Genomic DNA, 25,488 nt, shown 5'->3' with positions numbered 1-25,488 from the left:
ATGGAGTCTACGGGCGATGTGCTGCGTTCAATGAACAATCCCGCTCTGCGCCAGCGTTCCCGTGATCTGGAGCAAGGACTGCTGAACCATCCCCTGGTGAAGCAGCTCCGGGAAGAACATCCCGAGCTGGACGAATCACGTCTGCGGCTTCATCTTAGCCGCCTGTACCAGTATGTGGAGGAAAGCCGCCACTGCGCTAACTGTCCCGGCCTTGCGGCATGCCCGAATGATTTTCCGGGTCATTACAGCAAGCTAACCGTGGAGAGTGTCAGCGGTGCGCCGGATCTGTATGAACGCAAGACGCCGTGTGCGCTGAAGGTAGCGCAGGACAGTCAGGATAGCATTCGCAAGCGGATCCGCAGCTTTTATGTGGACGAGCGTGTTCTGCACGGCGGTTATGACGAGATCGATATTATGGGCAAGGACCCTCGCCGGGGGGTTGCCGTTAATAAATTATTTGATTACATTACTACCACGAAAGAGAATGGTCTGACCCCGCACGGGATCTATTTGCATGGCTCGTTCGGTACTGGCAAGACCTTTCTAATGTGCTATCTGCTGCACGAGCTCGCGGTGGCTGGCTATAACGGCGTTATCGTGTACATGCCTGATTTTATCGAGGATCTGAAGTCGATCATGATGGATGGGCAGAAGCTGAAGGAAACTGTGGATACGCTGAAGAACTGCGATCTGCTGATCTTTGACGATATCGGTGCAGAGAACCTGAATCCCTGGGCACGCGATCACATCCTGGGGGCCATCCTGAACTACCGGATGAACCGCAAGCCGACCTTTTACACGTCGAACTATCCGCTTGACGGTCTGGAGAAGCATCTCAGCTTCACCAGTAAGGACGGCGAAGAGATCTACAAGGGCCAACGGCTGATGGACCGGATTGCACCGTTTGTGGATGTTATTCCGCTGTACGGGGAGAATCAACGCGGCAAGCGATAACCGTGTATGCAGGGGCAGCTATGGATCAATATAAAACGAACAGAATAATGTAACGAAAAGCGAGAAGGAACGAAGGGGAAGTTTGGAGCTGAAGGAGCGAAAGCGTTCGCCTTTGTTACCAGACTTCAACCGCTAGAAGCGGTTTATAAATAAGAAATCTGGGAACAACAGCGACCGGAAGTCCAAACATTCACCGTAGTGACGACCGAGCCTTACGTTCGGATCTTAAGTTCAGCGTATAGCGAAACAAAAAATCCGTTATCTTCCTTTGGGGAAGGTAACGGATTTTTGCTTCGATAGCAAAGACGGACGGTAATGAGCCGTGCTTGCTATTCCGAAAGAATGAACTTGATGATGACCATGCCGAAGAATACTACCGCCATGAAGGTTGTCATGCCGAAGAATCCGTTCATCAGATCGCCAAGGTCATTGCGGGGCTCTTCGTTGACATGCTCCCGCGGGTCACGTACATGCGCGTTGACATCCATAGTCTTTGCCTCCTTGCAGGCGACAGGCCTGCATTCTTAAATCATTATGAGATAAGTCATTGACAAATAATGCGCTTTCCATAAGTATAACGAACCTGCTGACCTCTTGTAAAGATAAGAGTGTTCCCGGTAAAATAACTGGAGAGCAATATAATTGTATGATGTATTTCACAAATTCATTATAAATATGTTATACTTAGAACGTGTCGGTAATTGGTAATCTGGTTATCATATTACATGAAACAATTTATTCATTATAATTTCGGAGCTGTTATGCCAACCTAAGCTTCAGGCTTACTAAGCAAGCATGGCTTCGCAAAACTAAAAGGAGGAACATATCATGGCTATCGTGAACGTGTCCGACCAATCCTTCACCAATGAAGTGGAAGGTCAAGGGACTGTTGTTGTAGATTTCTGGGCTCCTTGGTGCGGCCCTTGTAAAATGCTTGCTCCAATTCTGGACGAATTGTCCGCAGAACTGGGTGACAGCGTGAAAATCGCTAAGGTGAACGTGGATGAGAACCCGGAAACAGCTTCCCGCTTTGGCGTAATGAGCATTCCGACACTGATCTTCTTCAAAGACGGTCAACCGGTTGATAAAGTAGTGGGACTGAACTCCAAAGAATCCCTGAAAAATATCGTTGCCAAACATCAATAAGATTTGATACGGCCTTCAAGGTCTGTTGCTTAGCGCCTTCGGTTCATTCCGGAGGCGCTTTGTGTGCTATAATTAGAGATAAATTATCCGCAGCATAGATCTCTTTTTTAGTTGCCTGAATCGGGTGTCTGATTAGATCGTATTCTGCGGCGTCTCCCCAAGGGGAAGGATTTAGGTGGGGGTAAAACATGGATCATATGGATCATATCCGCAACAAGCTGGCACTGCTGCCCGACCTGCCCGGGTGTTATCTGATGAAGAACAAGGAAGGCACCATTATTTATGTGGGCAAGGCGAAGGTGCTGAAGAACCGGGTCCGCTCTTATTTTACAGGCAGTCATAACGGCAAAACCCAACGTCTTGTGCTCGATATTACCGATTTCGAGTATATTGTCACATCCAGCAATATGGAAGCCTTGATTCTGGAGTGCAACCTGATTAAGAAGCATATGCCGCGCTACAACGTGCAGCTCAAGGACGACAAGACCTTTCCGTATTTGAAAATCACGAATGAAACGCACCCGCGGCTGGAAGTAACCCGCCGGGTGATTAAAGATAAAGCTAAATATTTTGGGCCATATCCGAATGCTTATGCTGCCCAGCAGACGAAGAAGCTGCTTGACCGGATGTATCCGCTGCGCAAATGCGGCGTGATGCCTAAGGAGGTCTGTCTCTATTATCATATGGGCCAATGTCTGGCTCCGTGTGAGAAAGAGGTGCAGAAATCTCAGTATGAAGAGATCACGCAGAGTATTGCTGCTTTTCTCGGAGGCGGGCATGAGGCGGTCAAGAAGGATCTTCAGCAGAAGATGCAGGAGGCGGCCGAGGAGCTGTATTTCGAGCGGGCCAAGGAGCTGCGTGACCAGATCATGTATATTGAGGCTCTGATGGAGAAGCAGAACATCAATACTGCGGACACCAAAGACCGCGATGTCTTCGGCTATGCAGTGGATAAGGGCTGGATGTGTGTGCAGATTCTGTACATGCGTCAGGGTAAAATGATTCAGCGGCACTCGTCGGCCTTCCCGTTCTATGGCGAAGCGTACAGCGACTTTATGTCTTACGTCACTCAGTATTACAGTGACAACCCTGCGTTGCCGCAGGAGATTCTACTGCCGGACGCGGTACGCGAAGCCACCGCGGAAGATCAGCCGGTGAAGGCATCGTCCACACCTGCTGCCGCCGGTGAGGCGGACGGCGCAGAGGAAGAGCCGGAGACGGCGCAAGAGGCTGCGCAGCGTGAAGCTGCGGCAGCAGAAGCGGCCGCAGCCGGGGTTGTAGATGCTGCTGGCGGAGCAGCAGCTATTCAGGAGTGGCTTGGCGTCAAGGTGCTGGTGCCGCAGCGCGGCCTGAAGAAGCAGATGGTGCGCATGGCCTGCGAGAACGGACGGGTGTCGCTGGACGAGAAATTCCGGCTCATCGAGCGGGATGAAGAGCGCACCTCGGGTGCGGCGTTCAGCTTGGGCCAGAGCCTGGGCCTGGAATCTCTTCACCGGATCGAGGCGTTCGATAACTCTAACATCCAGGGCACAAATCCGGTGTCGGCAATGGTCGTATTCATCGACGGCAAGCCGGCCCGGAAGGAGTACCGCAAGTACAAAGTACGTACGGTTCAAGGGCCGGATGATTATGAGACGATGCGTGAAGTTATTCGGCGGCGTTATGAGCGGGTGCTGAAAGAGAATCTGCCGATGCCCGATCTGATCGTGGTCGACGGCGGTAAAGGGCAGATTTCGGCTGCGGTAGACATTTTGGAGAACGAGCTCGGTCTATTCATTCCGGTCTGCGGTCTTGTGAAGGACGTGAAGCACAAGACCGCCCAGCTGCTGGTCGGCGATCCTCCGGAGCCGGTGGGTCTGGCACGTGATAGCCAAGAGTTCTATTTGCTACAGCGCATCCAGGATGAAGTGCACAGATTCGCGATCACCTTCCACCGTGAGCAGCGCGGGAAGTCCATGGTCACCTCGAAGCTTGATTCCATTCCAGGCATTGGCGAGAAGCGGCGCAAGCTGCTGCTGAAGCATTTTGGCTCACTCAAGAAAATTAAAGAGGCGAGTATTGAGGATTTCCGTCCATTGTCTATCGGAGAGAAGCTTGCTGGGCAGATTCTGGAGGCCCTTCGGGATGAGGAACCTGTATTACAGGAAGATGGGGCGGAGCATTCATAACATAGGCGTGATCGTATCGTACAAAGGCTGACCTTCAGGGGTCGGCCTTTTTGTTATATGGTTTGTGGTACGAAAGGCCTGCTTCTTTTTAGGTGAAGTTCACATGATTTGGAAGTTCGTGTAAAACTGCATGAAATCGTTGCTTTGTATAATTGTATCCGCATACATAAAAAGTTATATTGTACACGAATTAATGAAAGCGCTTCAAGTTGGTGGCAAATTATTGCCTTTCAAGTATGAAAAGGAGTTGATGAGGCCCAAGATCATGTAAAAAAATGCAAAAGCAAGATCATATGCAATCATTTTTCCCAATTATAAAAATTTGAAGGAGGATTTAACGTTAATGACACCTTTACGTGTGATGAACGGTAAAAAAAGTACAAAGTTTACAGCGATGACGCTTGTACTATCCCTGCTTTTCAGCCTGGTGCTTGTTGCCCCTCAGCGGGCGGAGGCTGCACCTTCATACCTGCTTTCCCTTGACAGGCCAGCGTATGCGTCTGGCTCGGAAGGAAATAACACACCTGATCTGGCGGTGGACGGCAATACGTCTTCACGTTGGAGCAGCTCTTGGGGAAATACAAATGACTGGATTTATGTGGATCTTGGCGCCTCGGCCCAAGTAGACCGGATCGTGCTGCGTTGGGAAGGCGCTTATGCTAAAGCCTATAAAATTCAGGTGTCCCAAGATGAACTGCAGTGGAATGAGATTCATTCCAAGGTGAACGGTACCGGTGGCATTGAAGATTTTGCAGTTAACGGCACCGGCAGATACGTACGGCTTCAAGCTTCTGAGAAGGCGCTGCCGCAATATGGCATCTCGCTCTTCGAGTTTGAAATTTACGGCACGGGTGGTGTTAATCCTCCGCCGGTGGTCTTGGGACCGAACGTGGCCCTGAACCGTCCGGTAACGGCTTCTTCGTATGAGCAGTCCCCTTACCTGCCTCCGAACTCTACCTTGCCGCAGCTGGCGGTTGACGGTAACAAGGACACCCGCTGGTCTTCCAATCCGACAGATGATGAATGGATCAGAGTGGATCTTGGCAGCGTTCGTACGCTGGGCCGGGTAATTATCGACTGGGAAGCGGCTGCCGGCCGTATCTATGATATCCAGCTCTCCAATGACGGGAACAACTGGACTACGATTTACCGCGAAATGCATGGCGATGGGGGAACACTCAACTTGCCCGTGTATGCTAGCGGTCGTTACCTGCAGATGAAGGGAATCGCCCGGGCGACTACCTTTGGCTACTCGATTTTTGAATTCAAGGCCTATGATTATGTACAGGGTGATCCAAGGCCGGCCTATACCATTGCGCCATTGCCGACCCTTACTACAGTTCCAGTGGGACAGGGCAGCCATTCTATGAATAACCGCTCAGTTCCACAGCCTAAATACCCGCTCTACAAAGCCGATAATCTGAACACTCCGCTGCCGTCGAATGACTGGTGGCAATCGATTATGGTTAACAAGCTCGGCAACGGTATTATTACCCTGCCGCTTAAATCCAAGTACACCAAGCAAGGACTTAGCGTCTTGAACCCTGGCGCCGGCTATTTAAGTGCGGACGGTAAGGCGCAGGAAGCGGCGGGCAGTCCGGACTTGTATCTCATGTCCAGCAACATCAATACCTCCTCGATGACCAATCGCATAACCGGATACGGAGACTGGTCCGCAACTGCGGTACTGAGCGACGGAGCTGTAGAGAAGCTAAAAACCACCTTTGTAAAAGGCTCGCCGTATCTTTTCTCGGAATTCAGCGATCCGAACAGCCCGGAACTCTATTTGCCGGCATCGGTCCGCTTCTTCAATGATCAGAACACAGAAATTCTGGCGGCTGACGGCTCGTCGATCACCGCGGATCATATCGGACTCGAAATCACCAATTCCAATGGTGCGCCTACACCTGCAATGGTAAAAAGAACGTATGGCGTGTTTGCTCCTCCGGGAACGACTTTCAAGAAGGTAGGCTCCAAGCTCAAAATTCAACTCGGACAGGGCCAGAACTATTTGTCACTGGCAGCTATTCCGAAAACAGCAGATCTCAGCTATTATCACCAGCACGCGTATGCTTTTGTAACCGATACCAAAGTAGTGTATAGCTTTAATGAGACTACTTCCGACGTCACAACTGACTTCAATGTGACTACACAGCTGAAACGTCCGGGATTTGCGAATACAACCCTGATGGCGCAGCTTCCACACCAATGGAAGGTAACGACTACACCGCTGACAGCACTGTCCTATCCATCCATCCGGGGCACGATGAAAGTGAGTGAAGGCAACACCTTCCGGACCGTTGACAAGTTCTACGGCATTGTACCGCAGTTCACCGAACCGGATGATCCGACCTATTCGCGTCAGACGCTGCTGAACCAGCTGGCGATACTGGACACAGATACTGCAACCGATCTTATGAAAGCCGATGCCTACTGGCAAGGCAAGAAGCTTCATCCGCTGGCGATGGGCGTCCTGATTGCTGATCAGATTGGCAACGACCATTACAAGAATCTGTTCCTGTCCAGAATGAAGACCATTCTTGCGGACTGGTACACGTATACAGCGGGCGAATCCGATTACTTCTTCGATTACAACCCTGATTGGGGTACGCTGATCTATAAGACCAGTGAGTTCGGGGCCAACTCCGGCATTACCGACCATCACTTTACCTATGGCTATTATGTATTTGCTTCAGCCGTGCTGGCGACCTTCGATAATGATTTCAAGAACAAATACAGCGGCATGGTTGATGAGTTAATCCGCGATTATGCCAACCCGTCCAAGACCGACCCTAAATATCCGTATATGCGCAGCTTCGATGCCTATGAAGGCCATTCATGGGCTGGCGGTTATGCCGACAATGACAGCGGCAACAACCAGGAAGCTGCCGGGGAGTCGCTGTTCGGTTGGGTTGGACAATACATGTGGAGCGCCCTGACCGGGCAGAAGAATTACCGCGATGCTTCTATCATGGGTTTCACCACCGAGCTGAATGCAGTGAAGCAATACTGGTTCAATTATGACAACGACAATTGGCTTCCGAGCTACACGCACAAGACTGTAGGGCAAGTCTACGGCAGCTCCAACTTCTTCGGCACCTTTTTCAATGGGAATCCGGTATACGTGTATGGTATCCACTGGCTGCCGACCTCAGAATATTTGACCAGCTATGGTTTTGAAAAAGACAGTGCTAAGGTTGCCGGGCTGTACAGCGGTTTTGTCGCTGACAACGGCGGACCGGAACAGGATTGGTACCATATCGTATGGCCGATTCAGGCGCTGAGCGATCCACAGGCAGTGCTCAATAAATGGAATCCTGCGCCTGTGCAGCAAAATGAGTTGTTCAATACCTACTGGTTCGTGCACAGCATGGCATCCCTTGGAAAGCGCAGCACCGATATTTGGGCGACCAACGGACACAGTGCCACTGTATATAAAAAAGGCTCTGCCTACCAGGCGTTGATCTGGAATCCAACAGACGCCGAAATTACGGTTACTTTCCGCAATGCTAGCGGTGTAACTGGTTCTGCCAAGGTGGCAGCCAAGAAACTGGTCAAAGTTGACCCGACTAAAAATACGACAGGAACCGGTCCAACCGGGCCTAACCTGGCTTTGAACAAGACGGCAACGTCATCACCGAATCCGAAGACGCTGGCACGCTACGCGTTTGATGGCGATCCCGGCACCAGATGGGAATCCGATTTCAGCGATCCGCAGTTCATCCAGGTTGATCTGGGCGCCTCCAGGTCCATTAACTATATTGTTCTGAACTGGGAGGGTGCTTACGCCAAGTCATACAGAATCGAGACTTCCGTGAACGGAACTAGCTGGAATCAAGTCTATGCTACAACGACAGGTGCTGGTGGGATAGAGAGACTGAGTCTTAATCCTACGACTGCCCGCTATGTCAAATTGACAGGCACTCAGCGTGGCACTCCTTACGGATACTCACTATGGGAGTTTGAAGTCTATGGAACAGGAGCCAATCTGCTTGCAGCACCTGCCCTAACGGCGGATTCTTCAGCCAGCGCGGATAGTCAGCCAGTCAACATTACTTTCCCCGATAGTCCGGCTTGGAGAAAGGCGGTAGAGTCCATTAAGGTGGACGACAAGGAGCTGACGGCAGACCAGTTTACGATAAGTGCAGGACAAATTGAACTGGATGGTGCGCTGTTCGAAGCCGCCAAAGATTATGAGATTACAGTGGAGGCTTCAGGTTATGAAGAGGCCGCCGTGCAGCAGCCTGTGGCAGAAGTCAATACGGAGAACCTCGCACTGCACAAGCCCGTAACCTCATCGCCCAATTCTGTCCAGGCCGCAGTATATGCGGTGGATGGTGATCCTGGAACCCGCTGGGAGTCAGCCTACAGTGATGCCCAGTTCCTTCAGGTAGACCTTGAAGCAGTGAAGACGGTTAGCCGTGTAGTGCTGGACTGGGAGGGAGCCTATGCCAAGGCATATACCATTGAACTGTCAGTAGACGGCAAGACCTGGACACAGGTGTATAACACCAAATCAGGCAAAGGGGGGCTGGAGCAGATTAGCTTTAACCCGGCAGAGGCTCGTTATGTACGCGTGAACGGTCAGGAGCGAGGCACCAATTATGGCTATTCTTTGTGGGAGATATCCATCTATTAATAAAATTTACAAGACCGTTGATTATGTAAAATAATCGTTAATTCTTCTCGTAGAGATCGCTTTCACTTTAGCGGTAAGATAATAGCATCAAATGAAAGAAATGGTGATGCTATGAAAAAAGAAACGATACCCAGTGGCGTACCGGCCAAGGCGTATAAACCCTTGGGCACGAAAGCGCCGGGCACGGGAGTCTGGAGCAGATTCGCCCGGCAGTGGGATTATCAGCTCATGATTCTTCCCTCGATTATATTCATTCTGATCTTCAGCTATATTCCGATGTGGGGCGTGTTGATGGCCTTTAAGGAATACAATCTGTTCGAGGGATTTGCCGCAAGTCCGTGGGTCGGGACGATGCACTTCCGGATGTTCTTTGAATCACCGGAGTTCTGGAGCATTGTCAGAAATACTTTTGGCATCAGTTTGCTGAAGCTTCTGATCGGATTCCCGGCACCGATTATTTTGGCCCTTATGTTGAATGAAGTAAAAAATATAGTGTTCAAAAGCATTGTCCAGACCGTTACGTATATCCCTCACTTTATCTCATGGGTCGTTGTATCCGGGCTAGTGTTCTCGATGCTTGCTGTGGATAACGGTGCGGTGAATGAAGTTTTGGTCAAGATGTCTCTAATTGACAAGCCAATCAACTGGCTGTCCATTCCAGAATACTTCTGGGGCATTCTCGTATCCGTAGGCGTTTGGAAGGAAATCGGGTTTGGTTCCATCGTCTATATGGCAGCTATTGCCGGGATTGATCCAGCGATGTATGAAGCAGCTTCCATTGATGGGGCGAGTAAATTTAAGCAAATCTTCAAAATTACAATTCCGAGCATTGCACCGGTTATCACGATTTTCCTGCTGCTTGGAGTAGGTAATATCCTGAACGCAGGCTTTGAAGATATCTTGCTGCTAACCAAAAATTTGAATAACGGTATTCTGATGCCTTATGCACAGACGGTAGATACCTATGTATATCAAATGGGGATTCTGAACCAACGTTATTCATACGCGACCGCAGCCGGATTGCTTAAATCGGTGTTGAGCGTACTTCTTCTCTATGTTGCCAATACCATCTCACGCCGTTTTGGTAAAGCCAGTCTCTGGTAAGCCCATTCGGTTCTCATCAAGAAAGGAGGACACTTCTTGAAAAGCAGTCGTTCTGATAAAATCATGCATGGAATTATTTATGTCTTACTTATATTCCTTGCCTTCATTACTTTTTATCCGTTCTGGAACTCATTAGTCATTTCATTTAACAACGGAAGTGACACAGCATTGGGTGGGGTTACTTTCTGGCCACGCTCGTTCACGTTTGAGAATTACAATATCGTCTTCAAGGAAGACAACATTTTCAGAGCTTACATGATTACCATCCTACGGACGGTATTAGGAACAGCACTGTCCATGTTCTTTACGTCACTCTTTGCTTATGGTCTTTCCAAGAAAGGCATTGTGTTCAAAAAATTCTACATGATCATCTGTATTATTACGATGTACTTCACCGGAGGATTAATTCCTTACTTCATCCTGATCTACCAGATGCAACTTTACAATACGTTCACGTTCTTGTTAATTCATGGTATGGTCAATGTATTTAACATGATTATCTTCCGTACCTTCTTTGCAGAACTACCTGACGGACTTGAGGAATCAGGCAGGATTGACGGATGCTCCAACTTTGGTGTATTTTTCAAGATTGTACTGCCGATCTCTGGACCTGTTATGGCGACACTCGGGTTGTTCACCGCCGTTGGACTATGGAATGACTGGTTCACGCCGGCGATCTTTATCAGCGATCAGAATCTGATCCCACTGCAAACGCTGCTTGTACAGATCATTAATGCAGGGGCAACCGCGAGTCTGATGAGCAATCTGAACTCCTATGCACAAAGTCTGGTGCAGAACACGGTGACGGTCAAGGCATTGCAGATGGCAACGATGATGATTGCTACACTGCCGATACTAATGATCTATCCGTTCCTGCAAAAGTTCTTCGTCAAGGGCGCATTGGTAGGATCACTGAAAGAGTAGTATCTATGGTTATCTGTGGGGGCAGCTTCGGCTGCCGCCCACTAATGACATATTAAACTGTAAACGTGAGAGGGGTTATGAGATGAAGAAAAATAAGATAGGGCTTCTGCTGCTTGTCAGTGCAATGGCTACAAGTATGCTCGCTGCTTGCTCGAGTAACAACAACAATGCCGCTTCTGAACCAAGTCCATCCGCTGCAACCAACACAGAGAAAAGCGCTGAGAATACAGGAAATACAACTCCCAGCAACAGTCCAGCAGATGAAGCTAAAGACGCAGCGGCAAAAGTGAAACCGGTTACCTTCACAAGTTTTGTCAACTATGACTGGTACACTGCACCAACATGGGCAGAAAGACCACATGGTCAATGGATTACAGAGAACTTGAAGGTTACCCTTGATCCGGTACAATCCAACGGCGCTGCAGCTCAAAAGCTGAACGCTATGATCGTATCCAATCAATTGCCTGACAATATTATTTTGGACCGTGGTAAAGACGTAGAGCGCCTGCAAAAAGCAGGAAAGCTGGTTGCAATCGATCCTTACCTGGAGAAGTATCCTGAGTTTGTCAAAAATGTAGGTGAGGAAACCCTGAACATGCTGCGTAGCGAAGACGGCAAGCTGTATCAGATTCCGAACTGGTATATCAATGGTAAGAATGGTAATGGTAACGCAGCGTATCTCGTAGAGAAGAAGACATACAAAGCGCTTGGATCTCCTAAGCTTGAAACATGGGAAGACCTTGAAGCTTACCTGAAGCAAGTCAAAGAAAAATTCCCTAATCTGGTACCGATCGACTTTGGTGAGACCCGTGATGGCGCTGACTTGCAAATGATCGGTATGTTGTACAGCGGTTCCGCAAATGACCGTACACCTGGCTTTATCTCTCCCGGATCGGGCCAAATTTTCGGGGTGCCAAACGGCTCTGAGCTGACGTCGGTTTATCAGGATCAAGGCTTTAAGGATACTGCTTTGTTCGCAAGCAGACTGTTCCGTGAAGGCCTGACTTCCCAGGATTTGCTGACCCAAACCCGTGATCAGGTGCTTGAAAAGCTGAAAACTGGTAAAATTGCAGTATTCGGTGCGTATGACTCCGTAGTTGAAGGTATCGGACGTGAGGCGAACAACTTGCTGACCGCCAAAGATCCTGAAGGCGGCTACGAGCCAATCTGGCCTGTGCACAAAGACGGCGTAGACAAGGATAAAGTCTATCCTTCCGGATTCAACACACTGGGCTGGAATGTAAACGTAATCACCACTAATGCAAAAGATCCTGAAGCTATCTTCTCTTACATGAACTGGGCAACTAGCCCTGAAGGACAACAAATTTTATTCTTCGGGCCTCCTGGATTATTTTATGATAAAGTAGAAGACGGAGTACCAATTCCAAATGACGCCTATATCAATCGCGATCCTAAGAAATACGACGAATTGAAGATTGGCGAATTTAACTGGTACGGAAACACTTCCTATGTAGACAAAGTAAAAGCTGAACGCGAGAAGTTGCTGCCTGCAGAAGCACAGGATTGGACGACACTGGCTCAGGCGAACATCTCCTTCAAGACTTCCAAGAACATCACCGAGTTCTCGAATCTTGATCCAGCTCCAAACTCTGAAGAGGGTATCATTCTGCAACGCTTGAAAGATCAATACGCACAAGTTATACCTAAAATCATCTTCGCGAAGAGTGACGAAGAAGTGCTTCGTTTGATCGAGGAAACGGACAAAGAAGCAGCGAAGATGGGTTATGATAAAGTTCTGAAATGGAAAACAAATGTATGGCAACAAAATCTCAGCAAAATTAAAGGCTAACGCCAGCGAAGGCGGGAACAAGAGGGACACAATCCGTGCCCTCTTTTCCTCATGAATGGGGAGGGATTGTCATGTATAGGGCCGTGCTTGTGGACGATGAGAATTATGATCTAGAGGGGCTTCGCTGTCTTATCCCCTGGAATGACCTTGGGATCGAGGTAGTTTGTAGCGAGAACAAGGCGCTTGCTGCGCTTCAATTTATAGAAAATCATGATATTGATTTGCTGATCACCGACATTAAAATGCCGGTGATTTCTGGCATTGAGCTGTCACGCAAAGCACTGGAGAAGAATCCAGGCATCAAAACGGTCTTCATCAGCGGTTATCAGGATTTCCATTATGCCAAGCAGGCACTTGATCTCAAGGCGCATGGCTATATTCTGAAGCCGGTTGATGATGAAGAGATCGTGGCGGTTCTGAAGACGGCGACTGCAGAACTGGACAGTGAACGCGTCAAACGAAGTGAAGATACCAGTGCCATGACCTCGTTTGAGTTCATCAAGAACGATGTGCTGAGACATTTGCTGGAGGGCACGATCGATCAGGAGACTCTTGGTGCTTTTCTGGCTCGGTATCCTATGGATTTAGTATTTACAAGCGCTTACGCGGTGCTGATTGAGGCCGATGATGTATTGTCGCGGATCGGCGATAATCCAGAATCCGGAAATGCTGCTCTGGACGATCTCTATGGATATATTGCCACCCGGCTGGAGGCTGCGGGCACCGGTAAAATATGCCGTTTGAACCGCTCCCAGATTGGGCTGATCTACACAACAGAGTCAGATTTGCTGGAACTGCAGTTGCAAAAGCTGGTACAAGAGGTGCGTGAGCAGACCTCGTTTACGATTACTGTAAGCTATGGAAGTCAAGCGACTTCGCTGGAAGAGCTTCCGGTGTCTTTTTCCCAAGCTAAGACCTTTATGAACGGGAAGATGTTCATCGGCAAGAACCGGGTCATCCACCCGGTGATGAATAAAGCAGGAATGACCAAGGACATTAAGGATCTGAGCGTTGTGCTGGAGGCCATGTTTGGAGCGATGGCTGGATACAGACTGATTGATATTTGCGACTGTATTGATGAGCTATTCGACGTGGCTGCCGATTTTGAGCATCCAGTCAAGGTATACCACTTCTCTATTCACATTGCGACCCGGCTTGAAGCTTATCTGGGAACATTGAATGAGACCTATGAGAGTCTGCTTGGATGGGGCATCCAGCAAATGGATGTCATTCATAATTTGGAAACTGTGGAGGACATCAAGCGCTGGCTTCGCAATACGCTGTTCCAGATTTCGGAGATTCTGTTTATGAAGAAACAGCATAAGAACCGGCGTTTAATGGAGCACATTGAACAATATATCAAGGAGAAGCTGTCCGATAACTTGACGCTGCGCGAGGTGGCTAACCATTTTGCCTATTCTCCGAATCACCTGGGCGTGATGTTCAAGGAGCATATGGGAGAGAGCTTCAATGAATATCTGGTCCGTACCCGTATGGAAAAGGCGATTACCCTACTGGATCAGCACCAGTACAAGATTTATGAGGTGGCCGAGATGGTGGGCTACAAGAATATTGCCTATTTCAGCAGACAATTCCGTGAATTCTTCAACATTACCGCAGCAGATTACAGAAAGCAGAGTTGATCTTCATGCAGAGACGCTTTCCTTCCACTTATATGCCTTTGGGCTACAAGCTGTTGATATCCTATTTGCTGCTGGTGCTGACTCCGGTCATAGGCATCGGCAGTTATGCGTACATCTCATCCGTAAATACGATTGCAGAGCACACTAGAAGCAGTCTCGAAGTTACGGTGAAGCAGGTAGGCAATAACGTCGATTATCGCCTGAAGGATCTGATTCGCAGCTCGGATGAGATTTACGCAGATCAGACGTTGTCACGTTATTTGACCGGCTATCATTCCGGGTGGGAAAAATACAATATTATGTCCCAATACATTCTGCCCAAATTGGAGAATGCCGCAAGCTTGCCCAATCAGGAAGTGAAGTTGTCTCTGTATGTGGACAACCCGAATGTCAGTGAGTATTACTATCTTAGCGAGTATTACTATAATGACAACAGTACCGTAAATACGGGGCAGGGAGGGCGCAAGTATTCTCTCTTTCACAGCGAGCGGATTCAGAATGCACCGTGGTATCAGTCACTGGATCTGCATTTTGGCTCGGCGGAGTGGAAGCAGGTAGATAAGGACAGAGAAACGGGTAGCATCTCTTACCTGAGGCCACTGATCAATTACGATACCCTGCAACTGAGCGGTCTGATCAAGATGACGGTGAATATGAAGTATATTTTCTCCGACGTAGATACCGGACATCTGGGCGAGGACAGCATCCTCTTTATTGTAGATGATAAGGATCATCTGCTGTTCTCCAGCTCGAAGAATCAGATGGACCCGGCGATGCTGTCCGGCGCTGCCAATGGGGATATCGTCAAGCCTGAATCTTTCATGGAGATTAAGACGCCAATTGATAACATGTCGGCGAGCATAGTTGCCTGGGTTCCTTACTCTTCATTGAAAAAGAACTCTGAACAAGTTCGCAATGTGACCATATGGATCTGCGTATTGATTCTGGCGCTACTGTTCGTGATCAGCATTATTATGTCCCAGTATTTCTCGCGGCGGTTTATGAAGCTGACAGCTTCGCTGAAGTCCTTCCAGGAAGGGAACTTCCACAAGCGGATGCCGATTCAGGGGAACGATGAATTTTCAGAGATTGGCAGTGCCTTCAATGATATGGCATCAACGATTCAGCGGTTGATCGATGAAGTGTATGTCAGTAATCTGGAGAAGAAGGAAACGGAGCTGCAGGTGCTTCATTCCCAGATGAATCCGCATTTTCTATATAACACCTTCTCGTCCATCAGCCGGATGGCGAAGCTGGGGGAAATTGATAAGCTGCATGAAATTGTACGGGCTTTGGCGAGATTCTACCGCCTTTCCCTGCATCGCGGAGATATGATTATTCCGATTGAGCAGGAGATTCAGATTGTGGAATCCTATCTGGAGATTCAGAAGATCAAGAATGCTGACCGCATCAACGTGACTTATGAGATTGCGCCGGAAGTGATGGAATATGAGACGGTGAAGTTTATTTTGCAGCCATTTGTGGAAAATGCGCTCGAGCATGCCTGGTACGATGATGAGATTTCGATTATCATTCGTGCGTACCCTGAGGGCGAGGATATCTGCTTCGAAGTGGAAGATAATGGACTTGGTATGAAGGAAGAGATCATTGAGCTGGTGCTGGACCCTACAGATAAGGGGATTGGCTATGGCATCCGCAATGTGGATCAGCGCATTAAATTGCAGTACGGCAAGGAATACGGTGTAATTATCAATAGCTCACTAGGTGAGGGAACGGTTATCCGAATTCGTTTTCCTTCCCGTCTGCCAGGCAAGGATACGAAGGGCGAACACAGCTTGACAACGTAATCCAAGTCATAATAAGAATCTTATATGCAAAAGGGATGCTCCAAAGGCCGGAGAACGGCTTATGGAGCATCCCTTTCTTTTATACCACTGTATTGGCAGCTTCAGGTTCCTCTGGTGTCCTGGACCGGTTAAACAGGTAGACGATATAAGCGACCAGGAACGGCATGACGATGGCAAAGATGCCTGCCCACACATTGACACTTTCCTTCATAAATATCAGCGTCACGCCCATCAGGATGCTATCAAACACGACATGGCTGAACATGACGGCGATAAAGCCGTAGCGCAGGAAAATGTAGCTGAACAGCAGTCCGATTACAGTCAGCTCAATCGGGCGCGAGGAGATCGGATAGATCGGGTACAGCGTATGCCCGAAAGCCCAGATGAGGGTTGTAATCAGGCTGGCAACCAATGTGCTGCGCACGATTTTCTTCAGCATGCGAATACCGAACAGGCGGTAGATAGCCTCCTCAGACAGGCCTGCGAGCCAGGCTACGACCGGCAGCAGCCAAGCGTACCTCATATTATAAGGCGACTGGCTGGCATCGGTTGTAGACCAATTGTGCAGGGTCAATGACAGGAGGATGAACATCAGCGTTTGAACCCCAAGCAGGACAAAGGCCCAGACGTACCCGGCACGAATGCTGTCCAGTACATATTGGCCGTATCCCGGCTCTTTGGCACGGGGCCATGGATTCATCCCCTCTTCTTTACGCCAGAGGCCGTCTCCGCCGACCAGTGAGAAGTAGAGAAGGGAAGACATGAGCAGGCTGTAAAGCGCATAAATCACAAACATCACGATGGCCGTAACCCGTGCCTCCACATTATCGCCGGAGGTCTCCGGTAGCATGTTGTACGTAGTGGCCATCATAATCAGGAAATGAACCGTGCTGAGGAAGAGGCCGCGCTTAAAAGAAGTATGGCTCCGCTTCAGAATGCTGTAGATCAAGGCCAGCACGCCCAGAGCGATGGTCGGCAGGCCATAGCCGTACAGGGTCATTTTCGTAGCCAGTGACTTCTGGCTGTCTACGTACGAAGTATGCCAGCCTGGCGCTGTAAATCCGGGCTTGAAGGAGGAAACATCTCCTCCATCAAAAGTAAATTGATACTGCAGGCGGGATTCTCCTACAGTGACCGAGCTGTCTGTGTACGTCAGCCCGGAACCGCCGCTGCTACCCGGCTCAATTTGCAGCTTGGCAGGATTAACGCCCCATTCCTTCAGCCAGGGACGGGCCAGCTGTTCCTTCTGTGCTAAGGACAGGGGCGTTTGCTCCTCGCTCGCGGCAATGGAATGAGCACCGCTGCGCGAATTGCCGCCTGGAACGGCTGCCCCGCGGGCAAAGCTGACCGCCTGCCCGGTATACATATTAAGATTCACAGTCAGAAGAGTACCATTCTGACCTGCAGGTGTGAAGGCCGCATGATAAACATCGTAGGGATAACGCTGGTCCAGTTTCTTTTTGCTATAGTCCTCCAGCAGTTTCTCCCGCGACATATAGCCGAAGAAGGAAGAGTCGGACTGGTAGGTGATGTTCCACTCTCCATCCGAGACGGTATAGCCCAGTTTCTCTGCCGCGAACGCCGCGGCGTTACTCCGTGCCACGTCTTTACTGATTACTGCGGTGTTTCCTTCAGGTACACCTCCGAGTAAGGACGGGAACACTTGGAACATAATGAACAGGGCAATGCCGATGATGCCCGAAATAATTAGCCCTTTGGAGAGGGGACGCTGCTTAAGGGGCTGGCCGACGGGATTCATATAACGCCTCCTTTTGGGTGAACTCATGTATTATGGCACTACTTGCAATACGGTACAAATGAGATCAAACCAGTTATTTTGCTTGTCTACAATCTTCTAACAAGTATTCTTACGCAGAGGAGCCTGTTTTTATGATTCTAATGTTTTTTTCGGATAACCGTTTCATTGCTTTGAGCGATAACGAGGTGTAGATATCTGGCCCCAACAGGGAGGCAGGCTGCGGCAAGCGGCAATCCGATCAAGGTTACCCATCCAAGCAGCAGCCAATTCGGCGTCTGTCCGATCTGTATAGTTTCCGGGAGCAGGGTATTATTTACAATCGTTTGTTGAAGCGCAATGATCATATACAGCGGGAAGATCAGTCCGATCAGTATCTTTGATTTCATCAGATAATAGCTGATTTGCAGCAGGCAGAGGGATAGGAAGAGCATCAGGGCTGATGTTAAGAAGATGTATGCAAACCAATGCAGATAATCAGTAACAGAAGCGAAATTCGTTCTTCCCCCTGCAAGAGCTGCCCCGATTCCGGCCAGAGTGGCTATGCCCAGCATCAGATGGATGCGAAGGACGGTAACTCCTGTTGCGACGATATTAGATACTATAAGCAGCAGTCTGGGGTGTGGAAAAGAGAGCCGCCAATTCATTTGCTTGTGCTCCACCGCGCCTTTGCACATGATCCATATGGAAGCTACCAGCACAGGCAGGATAAATTGCATCTTGGTCAGAGTCATTACTAATTGATCATTTCCGGGGAACAGGTAGAACAAGATAAATGCTCCGGCAAGTAAGGCTCCCTTGATCACCTTAATGGGTAGTAATCCTTCAAAATATTGCAGACGGCTGCGCTCCAGTTGATACAGTGCCTGGAATCCGGAAGAATGCCGGTATGACTTCATAGTGTTCTGCTCTTTAACAAACGGAAGCTGTACTGCCAGGAAATTATATCGGATCTCACTCATTCTTTCGAGACCAGCCTTGGCAATCCATTGGATCAGCTTATAGCTCAGAGGCCAGCCAATCAGCAGAATTCCCAGTGTATACAATAGGATATAGGACGGATTCAGGTATTGTAATTGCACACCGTTCAAAGCAATGGAATTCAAGTAGATGGCCAAAATCATCAACGGTGATAGCCAAAATAATGAAAAAGGGACGAACAGCAGCATCTTCCAGCCCATAAGAATGGTTCCTGCCAGCAATCCGCATACGATGGCGAGCGGAAAGATGGAAGCCATAAAGAGTGCATGAGCGACTATCGTTAGGATAAGCTCTTTAAACGGAAGTTGCTCATGATGTCCCGTCAGGTTGAAGAGCATATATAGTCCGATATTAGCGACGATAACGATGGAAGCAAGATACAATCCATGCTTAAACAGGCTTATCGCCTTGGCATACAGCAGAAGCTTGCGGGGGTGCGGGAAATTCAGAATCCACTCCCGGCTACTATGAATTGTAAACATCAGCATGTCGACTGAAGAAAGATACATAATGATCCCTATTATAAGAATGGTGCCTGCTGTAAAGGGAGCTTGCAAAGAAGGCTGTTTGCCATGAAAGAGATACCATCCGATACCCAAGAGCAGAGCGAATAGAGCTACAGTAATCCCCAAAAAAGATTTTTTGCCCCACTTAAACGGATTATAGCGGCTGTACTCCAGATCTGTTAACGCTCTAAGCGCTGTCATGCGAACACTTCCCTGTAACGGGATTCAACGGAATGACCGGACTGGCGGAGCTGTTCCACATCCTCAATACCTTGAATCCGTCCGTCGCCAATCAGAATTAGGCGGTCAAACAGTAGCTCCATTTCCCGGATATCATGCGTAGCAATTAAAAAGGTACGCTCACCATCAGCCATCTCACCCACAACTGTGGACGCAATTTCCTCTCTGGAAATGAGGTCCACGCCAGTGAAGGGCTCATCGAGTATGACTAACGGAGCTTTGCGGGACAGGCAGGTCAGCAGCTGCAGTCTTGCTTCTTCCCCGCGAGATAAGGTTGAGATACGGGACTCCCTCTTAACGGAAAGCTGACCCATTAGTTGTTCTGCCTTCACATTGTCCCAATCGGGATATATGCCTTCAGCAAAGTGAAGCCAGCGCCCTACAGTCAGCCATCCAGGCAGGCTGCTGCGGTCCGGCAGCAGGGATAACTGTCCTAGACGCTCTACGCCGGCAGGATCGCCGAAAATCTTCACGGAGCCGGAGTCTGGTGTAGCCAGTCCGGTGATCAGGCGTAATAGGGTAGACTTGCCCGCACCGTTAGGACCGAGCAGTCCAGTGATACTGCCTTGGGGAATATGGAAGCTTACGTCGTCCAAAATTGTTTTTTTCCTCGTGCGGAGCGTCAGGTTCTGACATTGCACGGCTGCCTTGAGTTCTGGCAGTGATGAAATATCTTTATTCGTACGCATCAAGATTCCTCCTTATCAAATTGCAGCATCTGCTCTGCTGACAGCCCCAGGCTGGCACCCGCAGCTTTAAATTGCCGCACGGCCTCCAGGATCATTTCCTTGCGAGCCTCCCCGATGACATCCTGTTCTCTCGTAACAAAGGTACCCTGTCCACGATAGGTGACGATCAGGCCCATTCGCTCCAGCTCCTGATAGGTTCTTGCAGTCGTAGTGGGATTCACGCCTCGGTCGGCTGCCAAATCCCTCACGGATGGCAGACGCGAGCCAAGCGGGATGAGACCGGTAACAATCCGGCCCCGGATGGCTTCGACGAATTGTTCATAGATGGGACGCGAGGGATTGATCTGAAATTGCTGCGGCAGCAGCTCCAAAGATTCTTCCATGTCTTCCCCCTAGTAGGAATAATGTGTATGGGTATAGGTCATACACTCGTTGTATGTAGTGTATCATTCCCCGCCATACAATTTCAAGGTTGAAAGTTCTATGTATTCATAAAACCGTGAAAAACGATGCAATTACAGGCAAGTCACGGAAAAGGAATGAGAACAGGGTCTCCTGTGTTCCCGGTCACTCTTTAAGACATTATTTTATCCAAATATACTTAATAGTGTCTTTGTGATGTCAGGACAGAACGTATATAATTTGAATGCAATTAGATATAAGCCGAATTTCAATTGAAAACGGGGGAACCATAAGAAGTGAAGGGTGCATATAGACGTAAGTTTAGGCGCCGATCTTCAGGGGTGAATTTCGTTCCGGGAACGAATAGGGCACTGCAGCTGCCCGAATCCGTCAGCTAACCTCGTAGGCTTCAGAACACTGCAGGAACCAAGGGGAGAGGCATTGGTGTTCCAGTGCTTTTTTTGTTTGGCATTCTAATGATATACAATCTCAATTTATTATAGTGAGAGGTGAGGATTTGGCTTCGCCATTCCCCAGGTTGAACCGTTTCACAATATTGAAGCTCTCCCCGCCCCAGACGCTGGTACTCGGTTTTGCGGCGATCATTTTGATTGGTACGCTGCTGCTGATGCTTCCGGTTGCCAGTCGGAGTGGACATTCATTGAACTTCATAGATGCGCTATTTACAGCAACTTCTGCTACCTGTGTTACGGGGCTAGTAGTTGTGGACACCGGCACGTATTTTTCCCTTTTTGGGCAGACCGTCATTATGATCCTGATTCAGGTTGGCGGCCTGGGCTTCATGACGATGGCAACACTCTTTGCTCTAGTGTTAAAGCGGAAAATATCGCTGCGCGACCGGCTTATTCTGCAGGAGGCCATGAACCAGAACTCGATGGAAGGCATTGTACGGCTCATCCGCCGGGTGCTGATCTATTCACTCATGATTGAGGGGAGCGCGGCACTGCTGCTGTCGATACGCTGGGCGTTTGATATGCCGCTCGGCAAGGCGATATACTTTGGACTGTTTCATTCCATTTCCATGTTCAATAATGCAGGCTTTGACTTGTTCGGCCATTACCGCAGCCTGATGGGCTATGTCAACGATCCTGTAGTGAACCTGATTGTCATGTTCCTGATTGTTACCGGTGGACTTGGGTTTATTGTAATTGCCGATATCGTCGATTACCGGCGCAAGCGCAGGTTGTCGCTGCACAGTAAGGTGGTATTATCCACAACCGCAGCGCTGATTCTGGCAGGCACGCTCGTGATTTTTGTATTTGAATTTACGAATCCGCGGAGTATGGGCTCCCTGAACATCGGCGGCAAAATACTGGCTGCCTTCTTCCAGTCGGTCACACCGCGTACGGCCGGGGCTAATACGCTGGATATTTCCGGGCTGCGTCAGGCCACGCAATTTTTTATCGTGATTCTAATGTTTATCGGTGCTTCTCCCGGTTCTACCGGGGGCGGGATCAAAACAACGACCTTTACGCTCATGATCGGCGCTGTAATCTCCATGCTGCGCGGGCGGGAGGATATTGTATTCTTCCGTTACCGGCTGGCACAGGAGAGGGTGTTCAAAGCATTAACGATCACCTTGCTCGCTCTGCTATTGATTGTCACTGTATCTATGGTGCTCTCGACGACCGAGGGACGCGACTTTTTGGAGATTCTGTTCGAGACGACATCGGCTTTCGCGACCGTAGGGCTGAGCATGGGGTTGACGCCGGAGCTGTCGTTAGTCGGCAAAATCCTCATCTGTCTCACTATGTTCGCTGGCAGGCTGGGACTGTTAACTCTGGCATATGCACTTGGTCCAAAACAGGGTAAACCATTGTATCAGTATCCGGAAGGCAAAATGATTATTGGATAAGGAGTTATCGGGAGATGAAACCACAGCAATTTGTAGTAATTGGGCTGGGACGGTTCGGTTCAAGCTTGGCGCTTGAGCTGATGGATATGGGCTATGAGGTGCTCGGTGTGGACCACCTGGAAGAAAGGGTGGAGGAGATGAGCGACAAGCTCACCCATGCGGTGATGGCGGATGCCACAGACGAGGGCATTTTGCGTTCGCTCGGTGTCCGGAATTTCGACTGTGGTATTGTAGCCATTGGCGATAATATGGAGCGTAGTATTCTGACAGCCATTCTGCTGAAGGAGCTTGGCGTCAAGCAGGTGGTGGCCAAGGCTATATCTATTCTTCATGGTCGCGCCTTGACCAAGCTGGGTGTGGACCGGGTGATTTTCCCGGAGCGCGATATGGGGGTTCGGGTGGCTCACCAGTTAGTCACTCCCAATCTGCTGGATTATATTGAAATATCCAAGGATTATAAAATTGTCGAGATGAATGTTCCGTCCTGTATGGATGGCAAGAGTCTGTCCCAGCTGAATACCCGAGCCAAATACGGGTGCAGCATCATTGCCATCAATAGGGAGAGTGGAATTATCGTCGCTCCGACTGCACTGGACTCCTTGTACGAAGGTGATATTATGGTCGTCATCGGCTCCAATGAGGGTATTGACCAATTTGAGGAAGAAGCCGTTAACCTGTAATTGTTTATGCCAAAAACCCGTCTGCGGCTAGTCCGCAGGCGGGTTTTTTAAGATCAAAGGTCTTTTCTCAATCGGTCAGCTTCGGCAGGAATACTTCTTCTGTCACCTGCACCAGTGAGCGGGCAGCACCGCTGAGCCCGCCGCCGTCCCGGTAGATCAGACAGGTAGTCCGCTGAGTCTGCTCCAGCTCCTTGATATGCAGCGAGACGAGCCCGCTGCCGTTCAGCAGCTCGGGACGCAGATAGGATTTGGGCAGGAGCGCCGCGGTCTTGGCTGTCGGCAGCAGCCGGACAATCGCCTCGAAGGAATCGATCTCCATGCGCACATCGGGATCAATACCGCAGCGCTGGAACAAATCGTCGGTCAGGCGGCGGTACCAGGTTCCCTTGGAGAACAGGATCATCGGCAGGCGTGAGAGATGGTCCATGCTCAGCTTGGGCAGCAGCGTAAGCGGATGCTGACTGGAGACGACCAGGCGGAGCTGATCCTCGAAGAGCGGAATACAGCGCAGCCCGGGCTCCTGAATGGAGGAAGCAATAATTCCTACATCACACTTGCCCTCGCTGACCGAGGAGACAATCTCATGCGTCTTTCCGGTAATCAGTTTCAGTTCGGCAGCGGGATACTTCTCCATATAGGTGTTGACCAGCGGTGGCAGTGTAGTCTGCAGCGTGGTCAGGCTGGCCCCCAGCGTAACAAGCTGGGGTTCGCCTTCCTTGAACTTTGAGAGCGCCTCCAGAAACTTGGAACGTTGCTGTCGCTGCTCTAGCGCATAGGTGTAAGCCAAGCGGCCAACCTCGGTAAGTTCCAGGCGCTTGCCGTACCGGTTGAACAATGGAACGCCCAGCCTCTCCTCGAGCTTGGAGATTTTGCGGGAAAGGGCGGGTTGTGACAAGTTAAGCTGGCGTGAAGCCCGGTTCAGGCTTGAATGCTCCACCACTGCCGCGAATATATCCAGATCATCAAACATAGTGTCTTCCTCCCGTAATAATACAAGGTATGACTCTGTCAGGATTGTGCCTTATTCTGCCGGTATAAGAAGTGATAAAAAGCATAGAACGATTGAGGGTTGAACCATAGATAACTAATGCTTACAGGAATGAAAAGGGAAAAAAGCGCTGTAAATGATAATCATTATCATATAAAAAACATTCTTATGCATTAATTGTATAACGATTAATAATTATATTGCAATTCCCTTATAAGACAAAAAAGAGTAACATGAAAAGTGACACAAGATATTCACACTTTGTGAATAAATAATCAAAGTCCGGGAACACAAGGGATAGCGGCTTGCAAATCGGGAGATATCCTTTTTCATGTCATCATGCGCTGTTTCAAGAAGTAGTCCCGGCGGTAAATGCTCATTAATGAAAACGCTGTTTTAATCGGAAAGGGGACACACCAGTATGAGAGGATTTTATTCCAGAAAGATTCATTCCTTGCTCGGCGTTATCCCGCTCGGGGGCTTTTTTCTTGAGCACATGCTGACGAATTTCTCGGCAGTTGAGGGTGGCGCTTCCGGTTTCACAGACAGTGTGCTGTGGCTGAACAGCCTGCCGCTCGTCTTCTTCCTGGAATTGTTCGGTATATGGCTTCCCTTGCTGTACCACGGGGTATACGGTCTGTACATCGCCTACCAGTCGAAGCCAAACCTGAACCGTTTTAAGCTGGAACGCAACTGGCGCTATACGCTGCAGCGGGTCACAGGGGTTATCACGTTTATCTTTATCGTCTGGCATGTGTTCGAGACTCGTTTCCAAGTAACGCTTGGCAATGTGAAGCACGAGGAGCTTGGCGGATTGATGCACAATATTGTGACACAGCCGCTGCTGCTTACATTTTACATCATCGCGATCGTGGCGGCGTCCTTCCACTTTGCCAACGGTCTGTGGTCGTTCCTGATCAGCTGGGGTATTACCGTCGGGCCGCGTTCGCAGCGCGTATCTTCCGTGATCTGCCTGGGGCTGTTCGTAATCGTAACAGTTATGTTCCTGGTATCGCTGGTTACTTTCCGTGACAGTGAGTTCCAGACAACTGCTACTGCCCTGCAATCATTGAAAACCTTTATCTAAATTAAAAGTAAATTTTTCATATTTTCGGTAAGCGTGTGCTTTTGAAGCGGGTTTTGTACGAAGCTGATCGATGCGGCATATGCTGAC

General features: G+C 49.3%; 18 protein-coding genes and 1 riboswitch. Of the genes, 12 read left to right on the top strand and 6 right to left on the bottom strand.

From position 1 onward, the window contains the following. Window positions 1-954 (top strand): primosomal protein DnaI, encoded by a 954-nt coding sequence (dnaI, locus tag HPT30_RS10635; RefSeq protein WP_175371373.1) that lies wholly within the window; start codon window positions 1-3, stop codon window positions 952-954. 329 nt (window positions 955-1,283) lie between these two features. Here the strand turns inward: dnaI and HPT30_RS10630 are convergent, their stop codons facing one another. Further along, window positions 1,284-1,442: a YqzM family protein gene (locus HPT30_RS10630; RefSeq protein WP_139085089.1), complete on the bottom strand. Its 159-nt coding sequence runs from the start codon at window positions 1,440-1,442 to the stop codon at window positions 1,284-1,286. 340 nt (window positions 1,443-1,782) lie between these two features. Here HPT30_RS10630 and trxA point away from each other — a divergent pair, with 340 nt between their 5' ends. From trxA to HPT30_RS10590, 8 genes are all read left to right on the top strand, one after another. Continuing rightward, window positions 1,783-2,100, top strand: coding sequence for a thioredoxin (gene trxA / locus HPT30_RS10625; RefSeq protein ID WP_066376474.1), 318 nt, complete (start codon window positions 1,783-1,785; stop codon window positions 2,098-2,100). Window positions 2,101-2,288: 188 nt separating this feature from the next. Next, window positions 2,289-4,268, top strand: a complete 1,980-nt coding sequence (gene uvrC / locus HPT30_RS10620) for an excinuclease ABC subunit UvrC (RefSeq protein WP_175371372.1) — start codon at window positions 2,289-2,291, stop codon at window positions 4,266-4,268. 343 nt (window positions 4,269-4,611) lie between these two features. Beyond that, window positions 4,612-8,907, top strand: a complete 4,296-nt coding sequence (locus HPT30_RS10615; RefSeq protein WP_175371371.1) for a galactose-binding domain-containing protein — start codon at window positions 4,612-4,614, stop codon at window positions 8,905-8,907. Between the two features lie 228 nt (window positions 8,908-9,135). Next, window positions 9,136-10,011, top strand: coding sequence for an ABC transporter permease (locus HPT30_RS10610; RefSeq protein WP_246317029.1), 876 nt, complete (start codon window positions 9,136-9,138; stop codon window positions 10,009-10,011). A 63-nt stretch (window positions 10,012-10,074) separates the two neighbouring features. Next, on the top strand, window positions 10,075-10,935 hold the full coding sequence (locus HPT30_RS10605) for a carbohydrate ABC transporter permease (RefSeq protein WP_175371444.1): 861 nt from the start codon (window positions 10,075-10,077) through the stop codon (window positions 10,933-10,935). 82 nt (window positions 10,936-11,017) lie between these two features. After that, window positions 11,018-12,745 (top strand): extracellular solute-binding protein, encoded by a 1,728-nt coding sequence (locus HPT30_RS10600; protein WP_246317023.1) that lies wholly within the window; start codon window positions 11,018-11,020, stop codon window positions 12,743-12,745. A 71-nt stretch (window positions 12,746-12,816) separates the two neighbouring features. After that, entirely contained in the window at window positions 12,817-14,388 is a 1,572-nt protein-coding gene (locus HPT30_RS10595; protein ID WP_175371369.1) for a response regulator, read from the top strand. A 5-nt stretch (window positions 14,389-14,393) separates the two neighbouring features. Next, window positions 14,394-16,196: a cache domain-containing sensor histidine kinase gene (locus HPT30_RS10590; RefSeq protein WP_175371368.1), complete on the top strand. Its 1,803-nt coding sequence runs from the start codon at window positions 14,394-14,396 to the stop codon at window positions 16,194-16,196. Window positions 16,197-16,275: 79 nt separating this feature from the next. Here the strand turns inward: HPT30_RS10590 and HPT30_RS10585 are convergent, their stop codons facing one another. The 4 genes from HPT30_RS10585 to HPT30_RS10570 all read right to left on the bottom strand — a co-directional run bounded on the left by HPT30_RS10585 (window position 16,276) and on the right by HPT30_RS10570 (window position 20,751). Beyond that, window positions 16,276-17,955, bottom strand: a complete 1,680-nt coding sequence (locus HPT30_RS10585) for a CPBP family intramembrane glutamic endopeptidase (protein WP_175371367.1) — start codon at window positions 17,953-17,955, stop codon at window positions 16,276-16,278. A 137-nt stretch (window positions 17,956-18,092) separates the two neighbouring features. Beyond that, entirely contained in the window at window positions 18,093-19,640 is a 1,548-nt protein-coding gene (locus tag HPT30_RS10580) for a hypothetical protein (RefSeq protein ID WP_175371366.1), read from the bottom strand. Next, window positions 19,637-20,368, bottom strand: a complete 732-nt coding sequence (locus HPT30_RS10575; protein ID WP_217622337.1) for an ABC transporter ATP-binding protein — start codon at window positions 20,366-20,368, stop codon at window positions 19,637-19,639. Before HPT30_RS10575 ends, HPT30_RS10580 begins: the two co-directional genes overlap by 4 nt. Continuing rightward, window positions 20,368-20,751, bottom strand: a complete 384-nt coding sequence (locus HPT30_RS10570; RefSeq protein ID WP_175371365.1) for a GntR family transcriptional regulator — start codon at window positions 20,749-20,751, stop codon at window positions 20,368-20,370. The genes HPT30_RS10575 and HPT30_RS10570 overlap by 1 nt, the downstream gene beginning before the upstream one ends. A gap of 268 nt (window positions 20,752-21,019) precedes the next feature. Beyond that, window positions 21,020-21,195, top strand: a riboswitch (cyclic di-AMP (ydaO/yuaA leader). Window positions 21,196-21,287: 92 nt separating this feature from the next. On the opposite strand from HPT30_RS10570, the gene HPT30_RS10565 reads away from it, so the two are divergent. Together HPT30_RS10565 and HPT30_RS10560 are read left to right on the top strand one after the other, a co-directional pair. After that, complete coding sequence (locus HPT30_RS10565; RefSeq protein WP_175371364.1) at window positions 21,288-22,646, top strand: TrkH family potassium uptake protein; 1,359 nt, start codon at window positions 21,288-21,290, stop codon at window positions 22,644-22,646. Between the two features lie 14 nt (window positions 22,647-22,660). After that, window positions 22,661-23,326 carry a potassium channel family protein gene (locus tag HPT30_RS10560; RefSeq protein WP_066376500.1) on the top strand — a complete coding sequence of 222 codons (666 nt, stop codon included), beginning with the start codon at window positions 22,661-22,663 and terminating at the stop codon, window positions 23,324-23,326. A 67-nt stretch (window positions 23,327-23,393) separates the two neighbouring features. On the opposite strand, the gene HPT30_RS10555 is transcribed toward HPT30_RS10560, so the two are convergent. Further along, a complete protein-coding gene (locus HPT30_RS10555) occupies window positions 23,394-24,296 on the bottom strand; it encodes a LysR family transcriptional regulator (protein ID WP_175371363.1) in 903 nt (300 codons plus the stop codon). A gap of 439 nt (window positions 24,297-24,735) precedes the next feature. Here HPT30_RS10555 and HPT30_RS10550 point away from each other — a divergent pair, with 439 nt between their 5' ends. After that, window positions 24,736-25,401 (top strand): succinate dehydrogenase cytochrome b558 subunit, encoded by a 666-nt coding sequence (locus HPT30_RS10550; RefSeq protein WP_175371362.1) that lies wholly within the window; start codon window positions 24,736-24,738, stop codon window positions 25,399-25,401. Window positions 25,402-25,488: the final 87 nt, after the last annotated feature.

This window comes from Paenibacillus agri (genome assembly GCF_013359945.1).
Lineage (GTDB): Bacteria > Bacillota > Bacilli > Paenibacillales > Paenibacillaceae > Paenibacillus_AQ > Paenibacillus_AQ agri.
This window is presented reverse-complemented; position numbering and strand designations above follow the sequence as displayed.